Annotated in this window: 20 protein-coding genes and 1 pseudogene; 9 read left to right on the forward strand and 12 right to left on the reverse strand. The window is 69.0% G+C overall.

The genetic code is table 11. The features are described 5' to 3' along the window. Positions 1-144: 144 nt before the first annotated feature. Together KDK95_RS28705 and KDK95_RS28710 are read right to left on the reverse strand one after the other, a co-directional pair. Positions 145-1,365 carry an acetyl-CoA C-acetyltransferase gene (locus tag KDK95_RS28705; RefSeq protein ID WP_212521446.1) on the reverse strand — a complete coding sequence of 407 codons (1,221 nt, stop codon included), beginning with the start codon at positions 1,363-1,365 and terminating at the stop codon, positions 145-147. A 67-nt stretch (positions 1,366-1,432) separates the two neighbouring features. Then, entirely contained in the window at positions 1,433-2,278 is an 846-nt protein-coding gene (locus tag KDK95_RS28710; protein WP_212521447.1) for an SGNH/GDSL hydrolase family protein, read from the reverse strand. 92 nt (positions 2,279-2,370) lie between these two features. On the opposite strand from KDK95_RS28710, the gene KDK95_RS28715 reads away from it, so the two are divergent. The 3 genes from KDK95_RS28715 (at position 2,371) to KDK95_RS28725 (ending at position 5,923) form a co-directional block, all read left to right on the forward strand. Then, positions 2,371-3,741, forward strand: coding sequence for a cystathionine beta-synthase (locus KDK95_RS28715; protein WP_212521448.1), 1,371 nt, complete (start codon positions 2,371-2,373; stop codon positions 3,739-3,741). Positions 3,742-3,847: 106 nt separating this feature from the next. Next, the gene (locus KDK95_RS28720; protein ID WP_212521449.1) at positions 3,848-5,242 is read left to right on the forward strand and encodes a sensor histidine kinase; all 1,395 of its coding nucleotides are present in this window, start codon (positions 3,848-3,850) and stop codon (positions 5,240-5,242) included. Between the two features lie 24 nt (positions 5,243-5,266). Beyond that, complete coding sequence (locus tag KDK95_RS28725) at positions 5,267-5,923, forward strand: response regulator transcription factor (protein WP_212521450.1); 657 nt, start codon at positions 5,267-5,269, stop codon at positions 5,921-5,923. Between the two features lie 55 nt (positions 5,924-5,978). Here KDK95_RS28725 and KDK95_RS28730 read toward each other — a convergent pair whose 3' ends face one another. After that, positions 5,979-6,935 (reverse strand): NAD-dependent epimerase/dehydratase family protein, encoded by a 957-nt coding sequence (locus tag KDK95_RS28730; protein WP_212521451.1) that lies wholly within the window; start codon positions 6,933-6,935, stop codon positions 5,979-5,981. A gap of 81 nt (positions 6,936-7,016) precedes the next feature. Between KDK95_RS28730 and KDK95_RS28735 the strand changes: the two genes are divergently transcribed. After that, positions 7,017-7,493, forward strand: a complete 477-nt coding sequence (locus KDK95_RS28735) for a MarR family winged helix-turn-helix transcriptional regulator (protein WP_212521452.1) — start codon at positions 7,017-7,019, stop codon at positions 7,491-7,493. Here KDK95_RS28735 and KDK95_RS28740 read toward each other — a convergent pair. Further along, on the reverse strand, positions 7,490-8,023 hold the full coding sequence (locus KDK95_RS28740; RefSeq protein WP_212521453.1) for a hypothetical protein: 534 nt from the start codon (positions 8,021-8,023) through the stop codon (positions 7,490-7,492). The genes KDK95_RS28735 and KDK95_RS28740 overlap by 4 nt on opposite strands. Before the next feature lie 103 nt (positions 8,024-8,126). On the opposite strand from KDK95_RS28740, the gene KDK95_RS28745 reads away from it, so the two are divergent. Together KDK95_RS28745 and KDK95_RS28750 are read left to right on the forward strand one after the other, a co-directional pair. Next, positions 8,127-9,011: a phosphotransferase gene (locus KDK95_RS28745; protein WP_212521454.1), complete on the forward strand. Its 885-nt coding sequence runs from the start codon at positions 8,127-8,129 to the stop codon at positions 9,009-9,011. 46 nt (positions 9,012-9,057) lie between these two features. Further along, a complete protein-coding gene (locus KDK95_RS28750; RefSeq protein ID WP_212521455.1) occupies positions 9,058-9,936 on the forward strand; it encodes a DUF72 domain-containing protein in 879 nt (292 codons plus the stop codon). Positions 9,937-9,943: 7 nt separating this feature from the next. Here KDK95_RS28750 and KDK95_RS28755 read toward each other — a convergent pair whose 3' ends face one another. The 3 genes from KDK95_RS28755 to KDK95_RS28765 are packed head-to-tail and all read right to left on the reverse strand — an operon-like array spanning position 9,944 to position 11,943. Continuing rightward, positions 9,944-10,351, reverse strand: coding sequence for an SRPBCC family protein (locus KDK95_RS28755; protein ID WP_212521456.1), 408 nt, complete (start codon positions 10,349-10,351; stop codon positions 9,944-9,946). Between the two features lie 35 nt (positions 10,352-10,386). Then, complete coding sequence (locus tag KDK95_RS28760; RefSeq protein WP_212521457.1) at positions 10,387-10,947, reverse strand: dihydrofolate reductase family protein; 561 nt, start codon at positions 10,945-10,947, stop codon at positions 10,387-10,389. Between the two features lie 3 nt (positions 10,948-10,950). Then, entirely contained in the window at positions 10,951-11,943 is a 993-nt protein-coding gene (locus KDK95_RS28765) for a GlxA family transcriptional regulator (RefSeq protein WP_212521458.1), read from the reverse strand. 81 nt (positions 11,944-12,024) lie between these two features. On the opposite strand from KDK95_RS28765, the gene KDK95_RS28770 reads away from it, so the two are divergent. Continuing rightward, positions 12,025-12,972 carry an NADP-dependent oxidoreductase gene (locus KDK95_RS28770; protein WP_212521466.1) on the forward strand — a complete coding sequence of 316 codons (948 nt, stop codon included), beginning with the start codon at positions 12,025-12,027 and terminating at the stop codon, positions 12,970-12,972. A gap of 168 nt (positions 12,973-13,140) precedes the next feature. Here the strand turns inward: KDK95_RS28770 and KDK95_RS28775 are convergent, their stop codons facing one another. From KDK95_RS28775 to msrA, 5 genes are all read right to left on the reverse strand, one after another. Further along, positions 13,141-13,563, reverse strand: a complete 423-nt coding sequence (locus KDK95_RS28775) for a VOC family protein (protein WP_212521459.1) — start codon at positions 13,561-13,563, stop codon at positions 13,141-13,143. 371 nt (positions 13,564-13,934) lie between these two features. Beyond that, positions 13,935-14,453 (reverse strand): type II toxin-antitoxin system RelE family toxin, encoded by a 519-nt coding sequence (locus tag KDK95_RS28780; protein WP_212521460.1) that lies wholly within the window; start codon positions 14,451-14,453, stop codon positions 13,935-13,937. Between the two features lie 3 nt (positions 14,454-14,456). Beyond that, a complete protein-coding gene (locus KDK95_RS28785) occupies positions 14,457-14,765 on the reverse strand; it encodes a type II toxin-antitoxin system prevent-host-death family antitoxin (protein ID WP_212521461.1) in 309 nt (102 codons plus the stop codon). Between the two features lie 45 nt (positions 14,766-14,810). After that, the gene (locus tag KDK95_RS28790) at positions 14,811-15,353 is read right to left on the reverse strand and encodes a hypothetical protein (protein WP_212521462.1); all 543 of its coding nucleotides are present in this window, start codon (positions 15,351-15,353) and stop codon (positions 14,811-14,813) included. A gap of 2 nt (positions 15,354-15,355) precedes the next feature. After that, positions 15,356-16,075 (reverse strand): peptide-methionine (S)-S-oxide reductase MsrA, encoded by a 720-nt coding sequence (msrA, locus tag KDK95_RS28795; RefSeq protein ID WP_212521463.1) that lies wholly within the window; start codon positions 16,073-16,075, stop codon positions 15,356-15,358. A 60-nt stretch (positions 16,076-16,135) separates the two neighbouring features. Here msrA and KDK95_RS28800 point away from each other — a divergent pair, with 60 nt between their 5' ends. Continuing rightward, positions 16,136-17,296, forward strand: a complete 1,161-nt coding sequence (locus KDK95_RS28800; RefSeq protein WP_212521464.1) for a cystathionine gamma-synthase — start codon at positions 16,136-16,138, stop codon at positions 17,294-17,296. 144 nt (positions 17,297-17,440) lie between these two features. Continuing rightward, positions 17,441-18,903 (forward strand): annotated as a pseudogene (locus tag KDK95_RS28805) (hypothetical protein); the annotation flags it as partial.

Here is an 18,903-nt window from a genome sequence, read left to right on the forward strand (position 1 = left end):
GGCGAGGACTTTACCGTGTGGGCGCCGCCTGGGATGGGTGGCGGCCCCGCGCGGATCGGGGTTGTGCTGGGGCGCGTTCTAGAGCTGGCCGAGGGGCTGGGCAGGGGCTTGTAGCGCCCGCCGCCCAGCCGCCGGCACGCGGTGTTAGCTGAGGCGCTCGATGATCAGGGCCATGCCCTGGCCGCCGCCGACGCACATGGTCTCCAGGCCGAACTGCTTGTCGTGCGTGCGCAGCGAGTTGATCAGCGTCGTCGTGATGCGCGCTCCGGTCATGCCGAAGGGGTGGCCGACGGCGATCGCGCCGCCGTTGACGTTCAGGCGGTCGATGTCGATGCCGAGGTCGCGGTACGAGGGGATCACCTGCGCGGCGAAGGCCTCGTTGATCTCGACGAGATCGATGTCGCCGATCGACATGCCGGCGCGCTTGAGTGCCTGCTTGCTCGCCTCGACGGGGCCGAGGCCCATGATCTCGGGGGACAGGCCGGTGACGCCCGTGGCCACGACGCGGGCAAGCGGGGTCAGGCCCAGGTCGCGGGCCTTGGTGTCGGACATGATGACCAGGGCCGCGGCGCCGTCGTTGAGGGGGCAGCAGTTGCCGGCGGTCACGGTGCCGTCGGGGCGGAACACCGGCTTGAGGCCCTCGACGGCCTCCAGGGTCACGCCGGCGCGGGGGCCGTCGTCCTTGGAGACGACGGTGCCGTCGGGCAGCGTGACCGGGGTGATCTCGCGCGCCCAGAAGCCCTCGGCGATCGCCTTCTCGGCGAGGTTCTGCGAGCGCACGCCGAACTCGTCCATGTCGCGGCGGGTCACGCCCTTGATCTGCGCGAGGTTCTCGGCCGTCTGGCCCATCGCGATGTAGATGTCGGGGACTTCGTTGCTCTCGCGGGGGTCCGTCCAGGTCTCGGCGCCGGCCTCGGAGCGCTTGGCCGTGCGGGCGATGGCGCCGTTGAAGACCGGGTTCGTGGTGTTCGGCCACGAGTCGGAGCTGCCGCGGGCGAAGCTCGAGACGGACTCGACGCCGGCGCTGATGAACACGTCGCCTTCGCCGGCCTTGATCGCGTGCAGCGCCATCCGCGTGGTCTGCACCGAGGAGGCGCAGTAGCGGGTGACCGTGGTGCCGGGCAGGAAGTCGTAGCCGAGCAGCGTGGCCACAACGCGGGCCATGTTGAATCCCGACTCGCCGCCGGGCAGGCCGCAGCCGAGCATCAGGTCGTCGATCTCGCGCGGGTCGAGGTCGGGAACCTGGGCCAGGGCGGCCCGCACAGCCGCCACGGCGAGGTCGTCGGGCCGCAGGTCCTTGAGCGACCCCTTGCCGGCTCGACCGATCGGGGTTCGGGCGGCGGCGACGATGACGGCTTCGGGCATCGGTGGACACTCCTCGTTCGCTACGGACTGCGTGACTCCTCTGTCCGTACCGACGCTACCGGAAATGTTACTCGCCGGTAAGGGCGGCGAGTCCGATCGCCGTATGCGGGCTCAGGCGCCAGGCCGCGGAGGCGAGCGAGGGCAGCAGCGCGGCGATCGCCGTCTGGTAGCCCTCGGCCGACGGATGGAAGCGGTCCGGGCCGAACAGCTCTGCCCGCTCCGCGAACTCGGGGCCGAGCAGCGCGCCGATCGGAACCGAGCTGCCTCCGGCCGCCGTGACCGCCGCGCCCTGCAGCAGCGCGAGCTGCCGACTCCAGTGTCGGGCCAGCCAGCGCAGCGGCGGCTGCACGGGACGGATCGTGCCCAGGTCAGGGCACGTGCCGACCACCACCTCGCAGCCGGCGGCGCGCAGCCTGGACACCGCCTCGCCGAGTTGCCGGGCGGCTTCCCGTACGGGCATCCGGTGTGTCACGTCGTTCGCCCCGATCACGATCGCGGCGAGCTGCGGGGCGTGCTCCAGTCCGTCCTCGAGCAGCCGGTCCACCTGGCCGGGCAGCTCCTCCGAGCACGCGCCGACCCGGGCCTCGCTGCGGAACAGCACCGGGCATCCGGTGTGCGCGACGAGCGATTGGGCGAGCAGGGCGCCTGGCGTCTGCTCGGGACGCTCCACGCCGTAGCCGGCCGCCGTCGAATCCCCGAGCAGCGCGAGACGCAGCGGACGCTCGCCCTCCCTGGCCAGGTGCTCCCCGTAAAGGCCGTCCGCGGTCGGCGGCACGCTCTGCGGCGGCCCGATCGTCCGACGAGCCCATTTGGCCTCCGCCACCACGAGACCGACCGATGCTCCCACGAGCACCGTCAGCCCGCCACCGCTCAACATGGCGGCCGCGGCCGCCTTCCTCGGTGAAAAGCCCATCTGCACAGCTCCTCTCCCCAGTATCAGGAAGATACCCGTTTCGCGTGTTCGCACGATGAGATTTGCGCGCGAAGCGCCGATAGGCTGCTGTCATGCGCTACGTCGAATCGGTGGTCGACCTCGTCGGCGACACCCCGCTGGTGAAACTCAACTCGGTGACGACCGGCCTGCGAGCCACCATTCTCGCGAAGGTCGAGTACCTGAATCCGGGCGGGTCGGTGAAGGACCGGATCGCGCTGCGGATGATCGAGGCCGCCGAGCAGTCCGGCGCGCTCCGGCCGGGAGGCACGATCGTCGAGCCGACCAGCGGTAACACCGGCGTCGGGCTGGCCATGGTGGCGCAGCGCAAGGGGTACCGGTGCGTGTTCGTCTGCCCGGACAAGGTCTCCCAGGACAAGATCAACGTGCTGCGGGCCTACGGCGCGGACGTGGTGGTCTGCCCGACCGCGGTGGCCCCCGAGCACCCGGACTCGTACTACAACGTCTCGGACCGGCTGGTCCGCGAGATCCCGGACGCCTGGAAGCCGGACCAGTACTCGAACCCGAACAACCCGCTCTCGCACTACCACTCCACCGGCCCGGAGCTGTGGGACCAGACGGACGGCCGGATCACGGCCTTCGTCGCGGGCGTCGGCACCGGCGGCACGATCAGCGGCACCGGGCGCTACCTCAAGGACGTCTCCGAGGGCGCGGTGAAGGTGATCGGCGCCGACCCGGAGGGCTCGGTCTACTCGGGCGGCACCGGCCGGCCGTACCTCATCGAGGGCGTCGGCGAGGACTTCTGGCCGGAGTGCTACGACCGGGACGTCGCCGACGAGGTCATCGCCGTCTCCGACAAGGACGCGTTCCTCATGACGCGCCGCCTCGCCCGTGAGGAGGGCCTGCTGGTCGGCGGCTCCTGCGGGATGGCGGTGGTCGCCGCGCTGCGTTACGCCGAACGGCTGACCGAGGACGACGTCGTCGTGGTCCTGCTGCCGGACTCCGGCCGCGGCTACCTGTCCAAGATCTTCAACGACGACTGGATGGCCGACTACGGCTTCCTCACGCCGCCCGGGCAGGAGGCGACGGTCCTCGACGTGCTCGGCCTCAAGGGCGTGCAACTGCCCGACCTGGTGCACGTCCACCCGCACGAGACGGTAAAGCTCGCCATCGACACACTGCGCGAGTACGGCGTGAGCCAGATGCCGCTGGTGAAGGAGGAGCCGCCGGTCATGGCGGCTGAGATCGTCGGATCGGTGGTCGAGCGCGACCTGCTGGACGCGCTGTTCACCGGCCGGGCGAAGCTCGAGGACAGTCTGGAGCAGCACAAGAGCGCTCCGCTGCCGCAGGTCGGCTCGGGCGAGCCGATCAGCGCGCTGATGGCCGTGCTCGAGAAGGCCGACGCGGCCGTGGTGCTGGTCGAGGGCAAGCCGCGCACGGTCGTCTCGCGGCAGGACCTGCTCGCCTTCCTGGCTGGAAGGTAGGGCTAACCCTACGGGTGAGTGGGCAGGCCACCGGCTGGGGACGGCGGCGGCGCTCGGACAGACTCAAAGGCGTCAAGGCCACGTCCCGACGAATGCGGAGTCGAAGATGTCCAGCGTGAATCCGTCCCCGGTCGACGCGGTGCCGGACGAGCCGGGCCCGAGCGCGGGAACGGCACTCGGCCTCGCCGCGCCACGGCCTGTGCGCCGCATCAGTTTCCTGAACGCGCCCTTTCGCCGCCGGACGTACAGTGAGCTGCTTTACGGCCTCATCGGGCTCCCTGTCGCGGTCGTAGGCTTCGCGCTGTCGGTGACCTTCGTAACGCTCGGCGTCGGCACTCTGATCACGTTCATCGGCATCTTCGTGCTTGCCTTCGCAGTTATCCTCGGCCGCTGGCTCGGTGCGATGGATCGAGGGCTGATCAACGGACTGCTCGACGGCCGAATCCAACGGCCGCGAAGCTTCAGGGCGCGCCGCAGCGGGGTGTTCGGCTGGGTCCTCTCCCGGCTGGGCGATCCCGTCGGCTGGCGCGGCATCGCCTACCAGCTCGTGCGCTTCCCGCTGGCCGTCGTCACCTTCTGCTTCACGCTGGTCTTCTGGTCCTACACGCTCGGCGGGCTCACCTACTGGATCTGGTACCGCTTCCTGCCGATGCAGGCGGGGGCCGACGGCCGGCGGCATCGCGGCGCTTCGCTGTGGAGCACGAACACGACGAGCTATTTCCTGGACACCTGGCCGCGCATCCTGGTCACTGCTCTGATCGGCGTCGTGCTCCTGTGGCTGACGCCGTGGATCGTGCACGGCTTCACCTCGCTGGACCGCCTGCTCGGCCGCGCACTGCTGGGTCCGGTGTCGGTCTCCCAGCGCGTGCGCGAACTCGAACAGACCCGCAGCGATGCGGTAAACAGCTCGAACGAGCAGCTGCGGAAAATCGAGCGGGACCTGCACGATGGTACGCAGGCCCGACTCGTCGCGCTGGCAATGAATCTGGGGCAGGCCAAGGAGGATCTCGCCAGCGACGACCCGGCGGCGGCAGAGCGCGTGCGAGCCCTGATCGAGGGTGCGCACCAGCAGACGAAGGAGACGCTGACGGAGCTGCGCGACCTGGCCCGCGGAATCCACCCGCCGATTCTGGACAACGGCCTGGAGTCGGCGCTCGCCTCGCTTGGAGCGCGCTCGCCGATCCAGGTGCACCTCGCCATCGACCTGCCTCGCCGCCCCTCGATGACTACCGAGACCGTCACCTACTTCGCGATCGCGGAGCTGCTGACGAACGCCGTGAAGCACAGCGGCTCCAGCGCGATCAGCGTGCGCGTCCGGCCTCGCGGGGAAGAGATCGTCTTCTCGGTCGCGGACAACGGGCGCGGCGGCGCCGTGCTCGGCGGCGGAAGCGGCCTGGACGGCCTGCAGCGGCGGCTGGCGACCGTGGACGGCACACTGGACCTGGACAGTCCCCTCGGTGGTCCGACCACCGTCACCGGGGTTCTGCCCTACAACGCCTGAGCGGGCAGGAGACGGGGAGCAGGCATGCGTGTCGTCATCGCGGAGGATTCGGCGATCCTGCGGGCCGGTCTGGCACAGCTGCTCACCCTGCGCGGACACGAGGTGTCCGCGCAGGTCGCCGATGCCGCGGCGGCGATCGCGGCGGTGCGCGAATGCGAGTCGGACGGCGTCCCGGACGCGGTGGTGATGGACATCCGGCTGCCGCCGACCTTCACCGACGAAGGCATCCGCGCCGCTCTCGAACTGCGTGCCGCCTACCCGAAGCTCGGCGTTCTGGTGTTCTCGCAGTACATCGAGGCGCGGTTCGCGGCGCGACTGTTGGAGCACGGCGCGAGCGGCTTCGGCTACCTGCTGAAGGATCGGGTGGCCGACGTCTCGGAGTTTGTGGACGCGCTCGGCCGCGTTGCGGCGGGAGGCACCGCGCTCGACCCGGAGATCGTCACCGCGATGCTCAACGCTAACGTCGACCGGGCGCTCGCCTCCCTGACCCCGCGCGAGTACGAGGTGCTCGGGCTGATGGCCGAGGGACGCTCGAACGCCGCCATCGGCCGAGCGCTCGTGGTCTCGGACGGGGCCGTGGAGAAGCACATCGGCAACGTCTTCAGCAAGCTTGGGCTCGAGCCGGGCGCCGATGAGCATCGACGGGTCGTCGCGGTGCTGCGTTACCTGGAGCGACGCTGACCGATCGTTCGGCCCTGATCGAGTACTCGGTCCTGGCCTGCCGTTCAGCCCTGATCTAGCGTTCATTGCCGGCCTGCAACCAGCCGATGTACTCGGCAACGGCCTGCTCCGTGTCGTACTCCAGCTCGAATCCGGTGTCCTCGCGCAGCCTGGTGGTGTCAAGCCAGGAGCGGCTCCGCTGGTACTCGGAGTCCTGGCCGGCGGGAAGGTCGAAGCGAACCTCGGGAAGCGCCGCGGTGATCGCCTCGACGATCTCCCGGTTGGTCGTGATCCGGCCAGACGCCACGTTGTAGACACGGTGGTTGAGCTTCTCGGCGAGCTGGAGCATCGCCAGAGCGCGACCGCATTCGCGCACGTACATCAGGTCCAGACCCTCGTCCGCGTGCGGCATACGGCCGCCGTCGATGGTGCCGAGGTCCAGCTCGCGTCCCGCAGCCGCGGCGTGGATGAGCTGCGAGGTCGGGAAGAACGGTGCCGCGGGACGCCCGAGCGGACCCCAGATGGCTCCGATCCGCGCCGCGACCAGCTCTATCCCGGTGGCGGGCGCCAGCTGGGATATCAGGAGTTCGTTGATCTTCTTGGACATCGGTATCCCGTGACGCGCGCTGATCGGCAGGTTCAGCGACTCGGACAGCGCGCCCTCGTCGGCCACGTCGTACACGCCGATCGTGCTGGCGATGCACACGCGGTCGATCCCCACGGCCCTGGCGGCGTTCACGACGTTGAACAGCATCTCGATGTTCGCCCGAGCGTCCTCGAACGGGTCCCCGAAGAACGCGCCGGCGAGGTGGATGATGCCCGTGACCTGGTGCAGCTCGCAGACGTCAATCAGCGCCTCGCCGTCGGTCACGTCCACCTGTTCGAGGAAGACGCGATTGCCGATCTCTTCGGCGAGCAACGCGTTCGGCTTGGGCGCGCGGCGCTGCGTCAGCACGCAGCTCTCGCCCAGGTCCAGCAGAGCGCGCGCCGTGTGGGACCCGATGAAGCCAAGGCCTCCGGTGATCAGGATCATCGTTCGTACACCTGTTCCATGTCGTCAGCACTGGTGATTGTCAGTAGTACTGACGATCAGCGTAGACCTTATCCTTGGTCTATGTCGAGTGACGTGGTGGATTCTGTCGATCAGACGCCGAACGAGCCGGGACCCGAGCTCAGCAACCGGCTCGGCTACCTGCTGAAACACGCTCAGCAGCGGCTGAACGAGCTAACGGCGGTCGCCCTGGAGCCGTATAACCTGAACGGCCGAGAACTGGGCTGTCTCGTGGTCCTCGACGCCATGGGTCCGACGTCGCAGCAGGACGCTGCGCGCAGGCTCGGCGTGGACCGCACGACGATGGTCGCGCTGATCGACGCGCTGGAGGCCAAGTCGGTGGTCGTGCGCCGGCCCTTCGAGGAGGATCGGCGCCGCAACGTCGTCGAGTTCACCGAGAGCGGCCACGAGCTGTTCCTGCGTGCGTTGAAGGCTAGCGACGAGGCCGAGCGTCGCTTCGTCAGCCCGCTGGAGGACGCGGCAGCCGAAGCTTTCCGCCACCAGCTGCGGGCCGTGATAGGCGTGGACGACGCGCGCTAGTGCGACATAGGCAGCCTGAGCTGCCAGTTCGTGCCGAGGATGTGCTGAATCTGCTGGATCGTGTCATCGCCGCTTGCGCGATCCATCCGCTTGCCCGCGATGGTGATCAGTGTGCCGCCGCAGCCGGTTGCGGCCATGACGGCCTGCTCGACGACAGTGCCGCTGCTTGATTCGAACTTCAGGGTGAGACCGCCGCCGGTGTCCATGGGGCAGTTGAAGATGCCTGTGGGTGCGGGAGGTAGTGCGTTAATGAGTGTGGCTACGCGGTCGATCTCGGTCTGGTCGGTGACTGTCGCCGAGGTGGACGTGGACGAGCGCCCGGATTGGCCAGGGTAGTCCGGGATGGCGACTAGCTTTGCGATCGCGGTTGAGGCGAGTGACAGCGTCGGGCCGGTGGCGGGCTGGGATGAGACCTGGGTGGTGAGGCCCTGGGTGGCGGCGAGGGTCGCGGCTGCTGCCACCAGTCCGACGGCGGTGACGCGGGCTACGGGGACCAGGGGGGCCAGCGGGTCGGCCAGGCGTCGCTTCATGCCACTTGGACGATGGCCGCGACCGCTGGGTTCCACCTCAGGGGCGCGTACTTGCTGGCCACTGAGGTGCGCGTATGCCAGAGCCCAGCTATGGTCGGTTCGTATGGGGACGGAGAACGCCGCTGGGACGTTTCCCAGAGTTCAGCGACTCGACGCGGCGCAGATGCTCGCGGCAGTGCGGGAGATCACGGGGATCAAACTGGTCGTGTCTGGGGCGCTGGAGGGCGGCCAGGTCGGCGCCGCGCGCGTGCGCTGGCCGGATGACGGCCATGAGAGTGTGCTCAAGTGGCGGCCGGACTTCACGGTGGGCGCCATGCGGGCCGGCCCGGTCGCGGCGCTTGAGGCGTTGCGTGCGCGCGGGTACCCGGGGCCTGCGACGGAGCTCGTAGTGCAGGTTGGGACGGCCGTCGTCACGGTGCAGGAATTGCTGCCGGGTAATACGATCGACGTACTCGACGAGCAGCAGTTCGATCAGGTGCTCGCCCTTAATGCAAAGCACGTAGGCGCGTTGGCCGGGCGGCCGGACGTGCCGTGCAATGTGATGTATCTGCGCCACGACGGTCCTGGTTACTGCTTGCATGAGCCGCTGCGCCGCTTCAGCGCTCGCACTGCCGAGTTGGATCGGCGGATCCGCGCGGTCGGAGATGCGAGTGACGAGCGACTGCAGGGCTTCGATGTCGTTCACCAGGACTTTCACCCCGGCAACATGCTGACTCTTGGCGGCGACGTGACCGGCGTCGTCGACTGGGACGGCGCGGGTAGGGGAGATGCCGGTTTCGACCTGGTGACGCTTCGCTTCGCCGTTCATCTGGCCGGCGCCGAGCGCCGCGTCGTCGAACGCTTGGATGCATTGCTCGACGCGCTGCCGGAGGACGTGCTTCGCGTCGCGTGGGCGCACATGAGCCTGCGGATGACGGATTGGGCGATCCGGCATTTCCCGAGCTACGAGGTTGGGACATGGGTCGATCTGGCCGCGGAAAGGCTTTAGCGGCTGTGGAGAAATCAGCGCGAGACGTGTTCGATAGGCTCGTCGCATGAAACTCCATGTCGGATGCGCGATGTGGTCGCATGCCGCATGGCAGGGGCGTCACCTGCCCCAACGGCTGCCGCACCGCGACCGGTTGCGCGCGTACTCCACGCTCTGCAACGCCGTGGAGGGGAACACGACGTTCTACGCGACGCCGTCGCTCGAGACGGTGAAGTCGTGGGCGGAGCAGACCACGCCGGACTTCCGGTTCATCCTCAAGCTGCCTAAGCCGGTCACGCACGATCGGCGGCTGACGGGCGTCGAGGAGCCCGTCCGGGCGTTCTTGAACGCGATCGAGCCGCTGGGCCCGCGTACGCACGCGCTCTGGGTTCAGCTGCCGCCGTCGTTCGGGCCCGCGGATCTGGGCACGTTGGCGGCGTTCCTGCATCGGATGCCGCGCACGTATCGGTACGCCGTCGAGGTGCGGCATCTCGCGTTCTTCGAGTCGCAGCGCTGGGAGCAGAACCTCAGCAGGCTGCTGAACGAATTCGGCTCCGAGTGGGTCGACTTCGACTCGACGACGATGTTCGCGAGCCCGCCGACGAGCGATGCCGAACGCGAGGCGTGGATGAAGAAGCCGCGTCTGCCGCGTCGTTCGCATGCGCTCACGGAGCACCCCGTCGTCCGTTTCATCGGGCGCGACGATGAGACGCGCACGATCGAGGGTTGGCAGCCGTGGCTCGCGACCGTCGCGGCGTGGTTGCGCGAAGGCAGGTCGCCGACGGTTTTCATCCACACGCCGAATAACGTGGACGCGCCGATCCTCGCCCGCCGCTTCCATGACGAGGTGCGTGCCCTCGCGCCCGAGCTCGAACCGCTTCCGAAACCCGAACCGGAAGCAGCGGCCGAGAACGCGGCCACCGCGGAGCAGGCGACATTGTTCTGATGTGCGCTTACCGTCCCTCGACCACCGCCTTGAGCCTGGCCAGGTCGGCGGCGACGGCGGCCGCGTCACGCTCGTAGTCCTCGTCGCTCATCCCCGGCATCCGCCGCAGCGCGAAGACTACCTCGCAGTCCGCCGCGCCACCGGCGATCACCCGCAGCGGGATGTACACGACCCCGCCCGACGGGACCGTGACCCAGTGATCGAGCACGCCGAACTCGTTCCGCGGCGCGAATTTCAGGCCCACGGGACCGTCCGCCGTCTGTACGACCCAGCTACTGCCGTCGGCAGCCTTCTCGATCGAGCTGCCCAAGCCCGGCGCCCACTTCGGGATGTTCGCCGGATCGGACGCATACGCATAGACATCGCCGACGGACCGGTCGATCCATTGACTGATATGCCGCGTTTCGGTTGCCATGCTCCGACTCTGCCAGACGCCACTGACAATGACAGCTACGGATTGCGCACGTGGTAACGGAGAAGGACGGCTCCGCCGCGGAAACGGCGTTCCTCGACAAGCTCGAGTTGAGCTTGGACACCGTCGGGAAGTGCGCGTTTTCCGCCGCCGACGATGACCGGGTTGAGGAACAGCTGACACTCGTCGACCAGCCCTGCGGCCATCATCTGGCCCGCGAGTTCCGCGCCGCCGACGGTTAGGTCGGTGGCCGAATGTTCCTTGAGTCGCCGAATCGCCTCCGCGTCGAATTCGCGGACGAGCTGTGTGCGCTCGCTCTGGACTTTCTGCAGCGTACGTGAGAAGACGATCTTTTCGCCGGCGCGCCAGATGTGCGTCCACTCGCGGCTTCCCGGATCGAGCTCGTCGACGTCGGCGGTCTCCCAGAAGAGCATCGTTTCGTACATTCGGCGGCCGTAAAGGAACGTGGCGATAGGCCGTTCGAGTTCATTGACGGCCGCGAGCACCTCGGCGTCCGGCGCCGCCCAATCGAACTTGCCGTGCTCGTCCTCGACATAGCCGTCGAGCGACGTGATCGCGGAGTAGATGAGCCTGGCCATCGTTCAGACCTCCAAGGATCGGAATGCTCTGCGGTACGCGGTCGGTGAGACACCGGACGCCAGCCTCAGCTGCTGGCGGAGGTTTGCTCCAGTGCCGAGCCCGGCGCGCTCGGCGATTTGATCGACTGTCAGGTCGGAGCCTTCGAGCAGGTGGCGTGCGTAGTCGATGCGCTGAGCTGCGAGCCAGGTTCCCGGGCTCACGCCCGTCTCGGCGCGGAAGCGCCGGGTGAAGGTGCGCACGCTCATCCCGGCGTGGGCGGCGAGCTCGGCGAGGCTGAGCGGGCGGCCGAGGTGTTCGACGGCCCACGCACGTGTCGCCGCGGTGCCGCCCTCGTCCACTTCGGGGACGGGCTGCTGCACGAACTGCGCCTGGCCGCCCTCGCGACGCGGCGGGACGACGCAGGCGCGCGCGGCGAAATTCGCCACCGCGCTGCCGTGGTCGCGCCGGATCACGTGCAGGCACAGGTCGATTCCGGCCGCGACGCCGGCGGAGGTGAGGACGTCGCCGTCGTCGATGTAGAGCACTTCGGGGTCCACGCGCAGCTTCGGGAACAGGGCTTGGAGCCGCGCTGCCTCGCCCCAGTGGGTCGCGGTCGGCCGTCCGTCGAGCAGGCCTGCGGCGGCGAACACGAAGGCTCCCGTGCAGATCGCGATCAGCCGCGTGCCGGGGCGGATCTCCTTGAGGGCGCGCATTATCGGCTCGGCGAGGATGCCGCCGGAGTCGACGACCTGCCCGAGCGCGTGCGATGGCGGGATCACCACCGAGTCGGCCGTCGCGAGCACGGACGCGTCGTAGTCCACGCTGATGCTGAAGTCCGCGTCGGTGCGCACCGGACCGCCGTCGACGGTGCAGGTCACGACCTCGTACAGCGGCCGCTCGTCGTGCCGCACGTCGCGCGCCGCGCCGAAGATCCGGGCCGGGATGGAGAGTTCGAACGGCACGACGCCGGGCAGCGCGAGGACGGCTATGCGATGCGGACGCGCTGCGTGGGCCATGGCCCGATTCTTTCATATCTTGTCTATCCGGCCACTAGGCGCGCCGTGGGATGCGGCGGCAGAGTGATCCACATGACGAATATGCGCGCGATCATCGCGGAACGACCGGGTGGCCCCGAGGTGCTTCAGCTGCGGGAAGTCGAGCGGCCCACACCGGGCGCGACCGAGATCCTCGTACGGGTGCACGCGGCCGGAATCAATCCGACGGACTGGAAGTCCCGCTCGGGCGGCGGCCTCGCGCGCCGCACGTTCCCGCTGATCCTCGGCTACGACGTGGCCGGCGTGGTCGAGGCGGTCGGGCCCGGCGTCACGCTGTACCGGCCGGGCGACGAGGTGCTCGGCATGCCGCTGTTCCCGCACCTGCCCGGCGCGTACTCCGAGTACGTCGTCGCGCCGGCCCGGCACTTCGCGCCGAAGCCCGCATCGCTGAGCTTCGAGGAGGCCGCCGGACTGCCGCTGGCCGCGCTTACGGCGTGGCAGGGGCTGGTCGACACGGGCAAGGTGAGCCCCGGACAGCGCGTGCTGATCCACGCGGCGGCGGGCGGCGTGGGACACCTCGCCGTGCAGATCGCGAAGAGCCTCGGCGCGTACGTCATCGCCACGGCCAGCGCGCCGAAGCACGACTTCGTCCGCGGGCTCGGGGCGGACGAAGTGATCGACTACCGCGCGGCCGACTTCGTCGAGGTGCTGCGTGATCAGCCAGTGGACGTCGTCTTCGACCCGATCGCCGGCGACTACAGCAGCCGCTCGCTCCAGGTGCTCAAGGACGGCGGCGTGCTCGTCTCGATCCTGCCCGTGCCGGAGGAGGCGATGAAGGAGGCCGAGGCGCGCGGCATCCCGACCGGGTTCACGCTCGTCGAGCCGGACCGCCTCGCGCTCACCGCCATCGTGGACCTCGTCGAGCAGGGCAGGCTCCGCGTCGAGATCGACTCCGTGTTCCCGCTGGAGGACGCTGCCGAGGCGCATCGGCGCAGCGAGACGAACCGCGTCGTCGGCAAGGTCGTGCTGCGCGTCGTGGACGGGGACTGAGGGCGGAGAGCGCAGCGTCGCGGCGAACGCGACCCCTGCGCGTGGTGGCGGGGGGGTTGCCTGCGCGGGGTTGCCTGCGCGGGGTTGCCTGCGCGGGGTTGCCTACGCGGGCTCGCGACCACGCCGCGGGCCCGCGCCACTGTTACAGCTGCTGTGCCACCGCTGCTGCTACTGCGGAACAGCGTCGCCCTGAAACATCCAGCGGACCCCGAACTTGTCCGTGAGCGCTCCGTACGTGCCGAACGGCATCGGGCGCAGCTCGTCCAGCAGATCGGGGTCCGCGCCTTCGGACAGCCCCGCGAACACGGTGCGCAGCTCGTTGTACGTGCACCCGCTCAAGTAGACGGCGACCGTGTTGCCCGGTCGGGGCCGGCGCGTCGGATGCAGCCAGTCCGACGCCGAGAGCTCGGCCGCCCCGCGCGTGAGCCGCGCGTTGACCACCCTGTCGTGCAGCGAGGCGGGGTGCTGATCCTTCACCGGCGAATCGCCGACTCGCACGATCACCAGATCACCGCCGACGCACCGCTGATAGAACGTCATCGCCTCGGCGCACGTGCCGTCGAAGAGGAGGTAGGGCGAGAATTTGGCCATACGCCGATTAGACCCCGTGCCGCCGGGATCCACGGCAGAGCCGCGCCGCCGATGCGCAGTCCCCAAAAGTGGCTGACGACCGCCACTAGAGAGTCCGGACGTCCGGATGGGACACGCCGATTTCCCCTCCCGGAGCCCAGCATCCATGTTCTGGTATAGGGGCCACCGAAATCCGCGGTGGGAGACTTCTCGGCGCACAGGGAACGACACGAGCGGCCGGGACGTCGCCGTCCGGACCGCTCGTGTCGGGGAATGCGGTCAGTCGCCGGCGGAGGCGAGCCCGACCGGGCAGGCCACACCCGTCCCGCCCGGACCGCCACGACCGTCGCAGTGACTCGACGCTGTCGTGGGGTCGCTCTCGATCTGGAAATCTAGCGAGGATGTGACATGTACTCGCCCCATCGATCCACGGCCTCTTCGAGGGTGAGCGCCGCGACGTCCTCCGGTCTCATGCCGACGGTGCGAATCAGGCGCTCTGCGAGCCATTCGGGAACAGGTTCGCGTACGGCGGCGCTCGGCAGAGTGATGTGGCTGGCGAGCCGGCCGAGCCGTTCAACCACATCGGCGAGCTTGTGGAGTTCTGGTCTCTCGTCTGCCGCGGTTTTGACTCGCGAGGCAGCTTCCGCGTAGACCTCTGCGTCAGCCCGTGCTCCGATCGCCCAGACCTCGCAGATCTCGACGGATCCCTCGTCATCGATCCGGTAGACGATGCGCCAGGTGTTTCGGCCGACGATCAGCTTTCTGAAACCGGTCAGTTCACCGCCGAGCGGATAACCTGCCTTCGGGTCGTCGAGCAGAAGCAGGACCTTCTTCAGCACCTTGGGCGCAGCGTCTGGTCCGACTCTGCGTAGGTCGTCGAGGGCGGAGTCGGTGAAGGTGATCTCCGGCATGGGCTATTCGTCGTCCGCCAGAGTTGCCAGTGACTCCCTGGTGTGGCCGAATGCGGCGATCACATCGTCAAGAGGCGTCCGGTGTCCCGTGTCGGTACTCGCTCGAACCAAGACGAGCGCCAGATCGTGCAGGTCACTGGCGGCTTCCTCGATCTCGGTCAGACGACTGATACCGACGACTACCGCCACGGGGCGCTGCCGTCTGGTCACGACGACGTCGGAACCCTTTTCCGCCTCGGAGACCAATCCGGCCACGCCGCGCTGGGTGGCCTCGGTGACGCTCAGCTCATGCGCATCGTGCAGTATGGTCATGTCAAAACTATACAGAAAACTGTCTAGGTTGACCAGGTCACGTGGCTAACGGACGCTCCATTCGGTTGACGGGATGCAGTCGTGGAGCGTGCTGGCCCAGTCGCCGCGTTTAGCGAGGACAAGGCGCGTGAGCAGGTGGTCGCCTGCCCGTTGCGCCCGGACCATGAGGCCGAATTTCTCCGACGCGGCGTCCCCTTCGACGGAGTACTCCGGACTCTCGCCACGAGCCAGCGCGTGCTCGCGCAGTTGGTCGGTCGCTTCGGACGGTGCGCGTCCCACCAACTGCATCCCGTCGACCGTAACTCGTGGGCCGCGCAGAGCGTCCACAGCGACCACAGCAAGGCCTACGCGCTGGCCGAAGTAGCCTGTAACGGCAGTTGTGTACGTGGGGTCTTCTAGCGCGCGGAACCTGACTCGCTTCACAAGGTCACCATGACGGGGGATCAGGGTGACCTTGCGAGCGAAGCCCGGTATGCATGCGGCTGCGTCGTCGAGGCCCATACCGAATGCGAGCGGGCCTACGCGCTCAAACGGTACGTAGTCCCAGCTCTCGCGATCCGCCAGTTCGACGCCGTGCCACAGACTCACTCTCAGCCCTGCTGCTCAGCGGCTTCAGGTGCAGGCGCAAGCCCGGTGGGGCAGCTGCCCCACACATCCTCGCCAGGGTCACTTATCTTGACACCCGTCCCGCCGAGGCCGCAGTAGCCGTCGGGGTTCTTGGCGTCGCTGAGGTACTGCTGGTGGTAGTCCTCGGCGTAGTAGAACTCGGTGGCGGGCTCGATCACCGTGGTGATCTTGCCGTGGCCGGCTTCGGTGAGGACCTTCTGGTAGGCGTCGCGGCTGGCTTCGGCGGCGGCGCGCTGGGCCTCGGTCGTGTACTGGATGACGGAGCGGTACTGGGTACCGACGTCGTTGCCCTGGCGGTTGCCCTGCGTGGGGTCGTGCGACTCCCAGAAGAGCTTGAGCAGGCTCTCGTAGCTCACCTCGGCGGGGTCGTAGACCACGCGGACGACCTCGGCGTGCCCGGTCAGCCCGGAGCACACCTCCTCGTAGGTCGGGTTGGGGGTGGTGCCGCCGGCGTAGCCGACTGCTGTGGCGTAGACGTCGTCGTGCCACCAGAACTTGCGCTCGGCGCCCCAGAAGCAGCCGAGGCCGAAGACGGCTTCCTCATAGCCCTCGGGCTTTCCCTCGACGGGGGTGCCCAGCACCGTGTGCGTTCCAGCCAGGCGGAACGGGCGCTCGGCACGACCGGGGAGGGCCTCGGCGGGGCTCGGCAGACGGTCCTTGAAAGGGTTGCGGAAGTAGCTCACGTGAGTGTGAACGAGTTTCCCGGCAGGGATGTTCCGCCACACGCCGCTACGCTTGACGCTATGACGCAGCACTCCAACCTCGACGGCCTCGGCTTCTCCTCGCTCGCGATCCACGCTGGTCAGGAGGCCGACCCGCTGACCGGCGCCGTGGTTCCGCCGATCTACCAGGTCTCCACGTACAAGCAGGACGGGGTCGGCGGGCTGCGCGGGGGCTACGAGTACTCCCGCTCGGCCAACCCGACGCGCACCGCGCTGGAGGAGTGCCTGGCCGCGCTCGAAGGGGGGCGGCACGGGCTGGCGTTCGCGTCGGGGCTGGCGGCGGAGGACTGCCTGCTGCGCACCATCTGCCACGCGGGCGACCACGTGGTGATCCCGAACGACGCGTACGGCGGCACGTTCCGGCTGTTCGCCAAGGTTTACGAGCGCTGGGGCGTGGACTGGACGGCGGCGGACCTGTCGTCGGTGGACGCGGTGCGCGCGGCGGTGCAGCCCGGCAAGACCAGGATCATCTGGGTGGAGACGCCGTCGAACCCGCTGCTCGGAATCTGCGACATCGCCGCGATCGCGCAGGTCGCGCACGACGTGGGCGCGCTGCTCGTCGTCGACAACACCTTCGCGACGCCCTACCTGCAGCAGCCGCTCGCGCTCGGCGCCGACGTGGTCGTGCACTCGACGACGAAGTACATCGGCGGGCACTCGGACGTGGTCGGCGGCGCCCTGATCGCCGCGGACGACGACCTCGGCGCGCGGTTCGCCTTCCACCAGAACGCCATGGGCGCGATCGCCGGGCCGTTCGACTCCTGGCTGACGCTGCGCGGCATCAAGACGCTCGGCGTGCGGATGGACCGGCACTGCACGAACGCCGCGGCCATCGCCGAACTGCTCGAGGCGCACCCGAAGGTCTCCGCGGTGCACTACCCGGGCCTGCCCTCGCACCCGGGCCACGAGATCGCGGCCAAGCAGATGCGCGGCTTCGGCGGCATGGTCTCGTTCCGGCACAAGGACGGCGAGGCGGCGGCGGTCGAGGTGTGCAACCGGGCTCGGCTGTTCACGCTCGGCGAGTCGCTCGGCGGCGTCGAGTCGCTCATCGAGCACCCCGGCCGGATGACGCACGCGTCGGCCGCCGGCTCGCCGCTCGAAGTGCCGGGGGATCTGGTCAGGCTCTCGGTGGGTATCGAAGACCTCGATGATCTGGTCGCCGATCTCCGCCAGGCCCTGTGACGTCTGTCCGGAGTCGTTTCGCAGTGCCCGGGAAGCCGTTCCGACGCCGGTTCGGCATGCTCATTGATCATGGCCTCCTGCCTGCGGATATAACGATATGGATGGGCGGCACGGCCCGCCCATCCGATGCATTAAGCTGCGCGCGTGGTGGAGGGTATATCCGAACTCAGTGAAGGCGTTCTGCTCGGCGAGCGTTATCGGCTCGCGCGCCGCCTTGATCTTTATACGGAGGACGCCGAGCGCGTCGCCGGAGTCGAGTACGAGTATTGGCTCGCGCTGGATGTTACGTCGGACACCGACGTCTGGATACAGTTCGCCGCGGCGGACGGTGTGTACGCGAGTGGGGCGGCGCTCGCCGGGGCCGTGACGGCGCTGCGCCGCATCAACCACCCGGCGGTGCCCGCGGTCCACGCCTTCGGCGAGTACGAGTTCGAGCTCGAAGGCGAGCTGACGACGGTCGGCTACTGCGCCATGCCGGCGGTCGCGGGGGAGACGCTCGCGGCCCTGCTGCTGCGCGAGGAGCTCGACCAGGCGGAGATCCTGGCCGCGCTCGCGCAGGTCGCCGAGGTGCTCGAACTGCTTGCGGAATTCGAGCTCGTACACGGTCACCTGAGCGCCCACTCGGTGCTGCTCGTGGCGACCGAGAACGCGGGCTACGAGGTCGTCATCGCCGACCTGCCCGCGTCGCTGGCCGTGGAGACGGCGGCCGAGTCCGAGCTGACGGTCGCCGCCGACGTGTACGCGCTGGCCTGGCTGACCGTGCTCGCCCTGATCGGCCCGGCTCTGCTGGAGGCCGAGTTCGGCGCGGGATTCGCGGTGACGGCGGGCGCCGAACTGCTGGCCGAGGAGGTCGTGCTCCGACGTGCCGAGTGGGCGGCGGAGAACCTCATGGTGCTCGGCGTGTCCAAGTCGCTGGCCGCGGTGCTGGTGGCGGCGCTGGGTGAGGCGTCCGGGCGACCGCGGGTGGCGGTGCTGACAGGCGTGCTCCGGGGCGAGTGGATGCTGCTGGCGACGGGCGCCGAGGCCGAGGTGGTCGAGCAGGCCGAAGTGGTTGAGCAGGTCGGCGCGGCGGAGGTAGTCGCGGAAGAGGCCGTCGCGGAAGAGGTGGTGGCCGAGGAGGTCGGCGCGGCCGAGGTCGTGCAGGCCGAAGCGGTCGAGCAGGTCGGCGTTGCGGAGGTCGTCGCCGAGGAGATCGTCGCGGAAGAGGTGGTGGCCGAGGAGGTCGCTGCTGAGGAAGCGGCTGGCACTGGTGCTGAGCGGATCGCGGCCGAAGAGGTCGTCGCGACCGGCGAGCGGAAGCGGAAGAAGAAGTCCGGCGCGGTGGCGAAGGGTGCTGCTGCGGCAGCGGTCGCGGGGGCGGTCGTCGCGGCGGAGATCTTAGAGGCTGGATCGGCCCAGGCCGCGCAGGGGAGTGGAGCGGCTGTCGGCGGCGGGGCGGCGGCGGGTTCGGGGACTGCGGTCGCAGGGGCGGGTTCGGCTCCCGGTGCAGCAGCCGGGAACGGTGCGGCGGCCGGGAACGGTGCTGGTGCTGGTGCTGGTGCTGGTGCTGGTGCCGGTGCTGGCGCTGCGGCTGGGTCCGGGGCCGGTGTCGGCGCTGCGGGCGGTAC

The sequence above is a fragment of the Actinospica acidithermotolerans genome (genome assembly GCF_018139625.1).
GTDB lineage: Bacteria > Actinomycetota > Actinomycetes > Streptomycetales > Catenulisporaceae > Actinospica > Actinospica acidithermotolerans.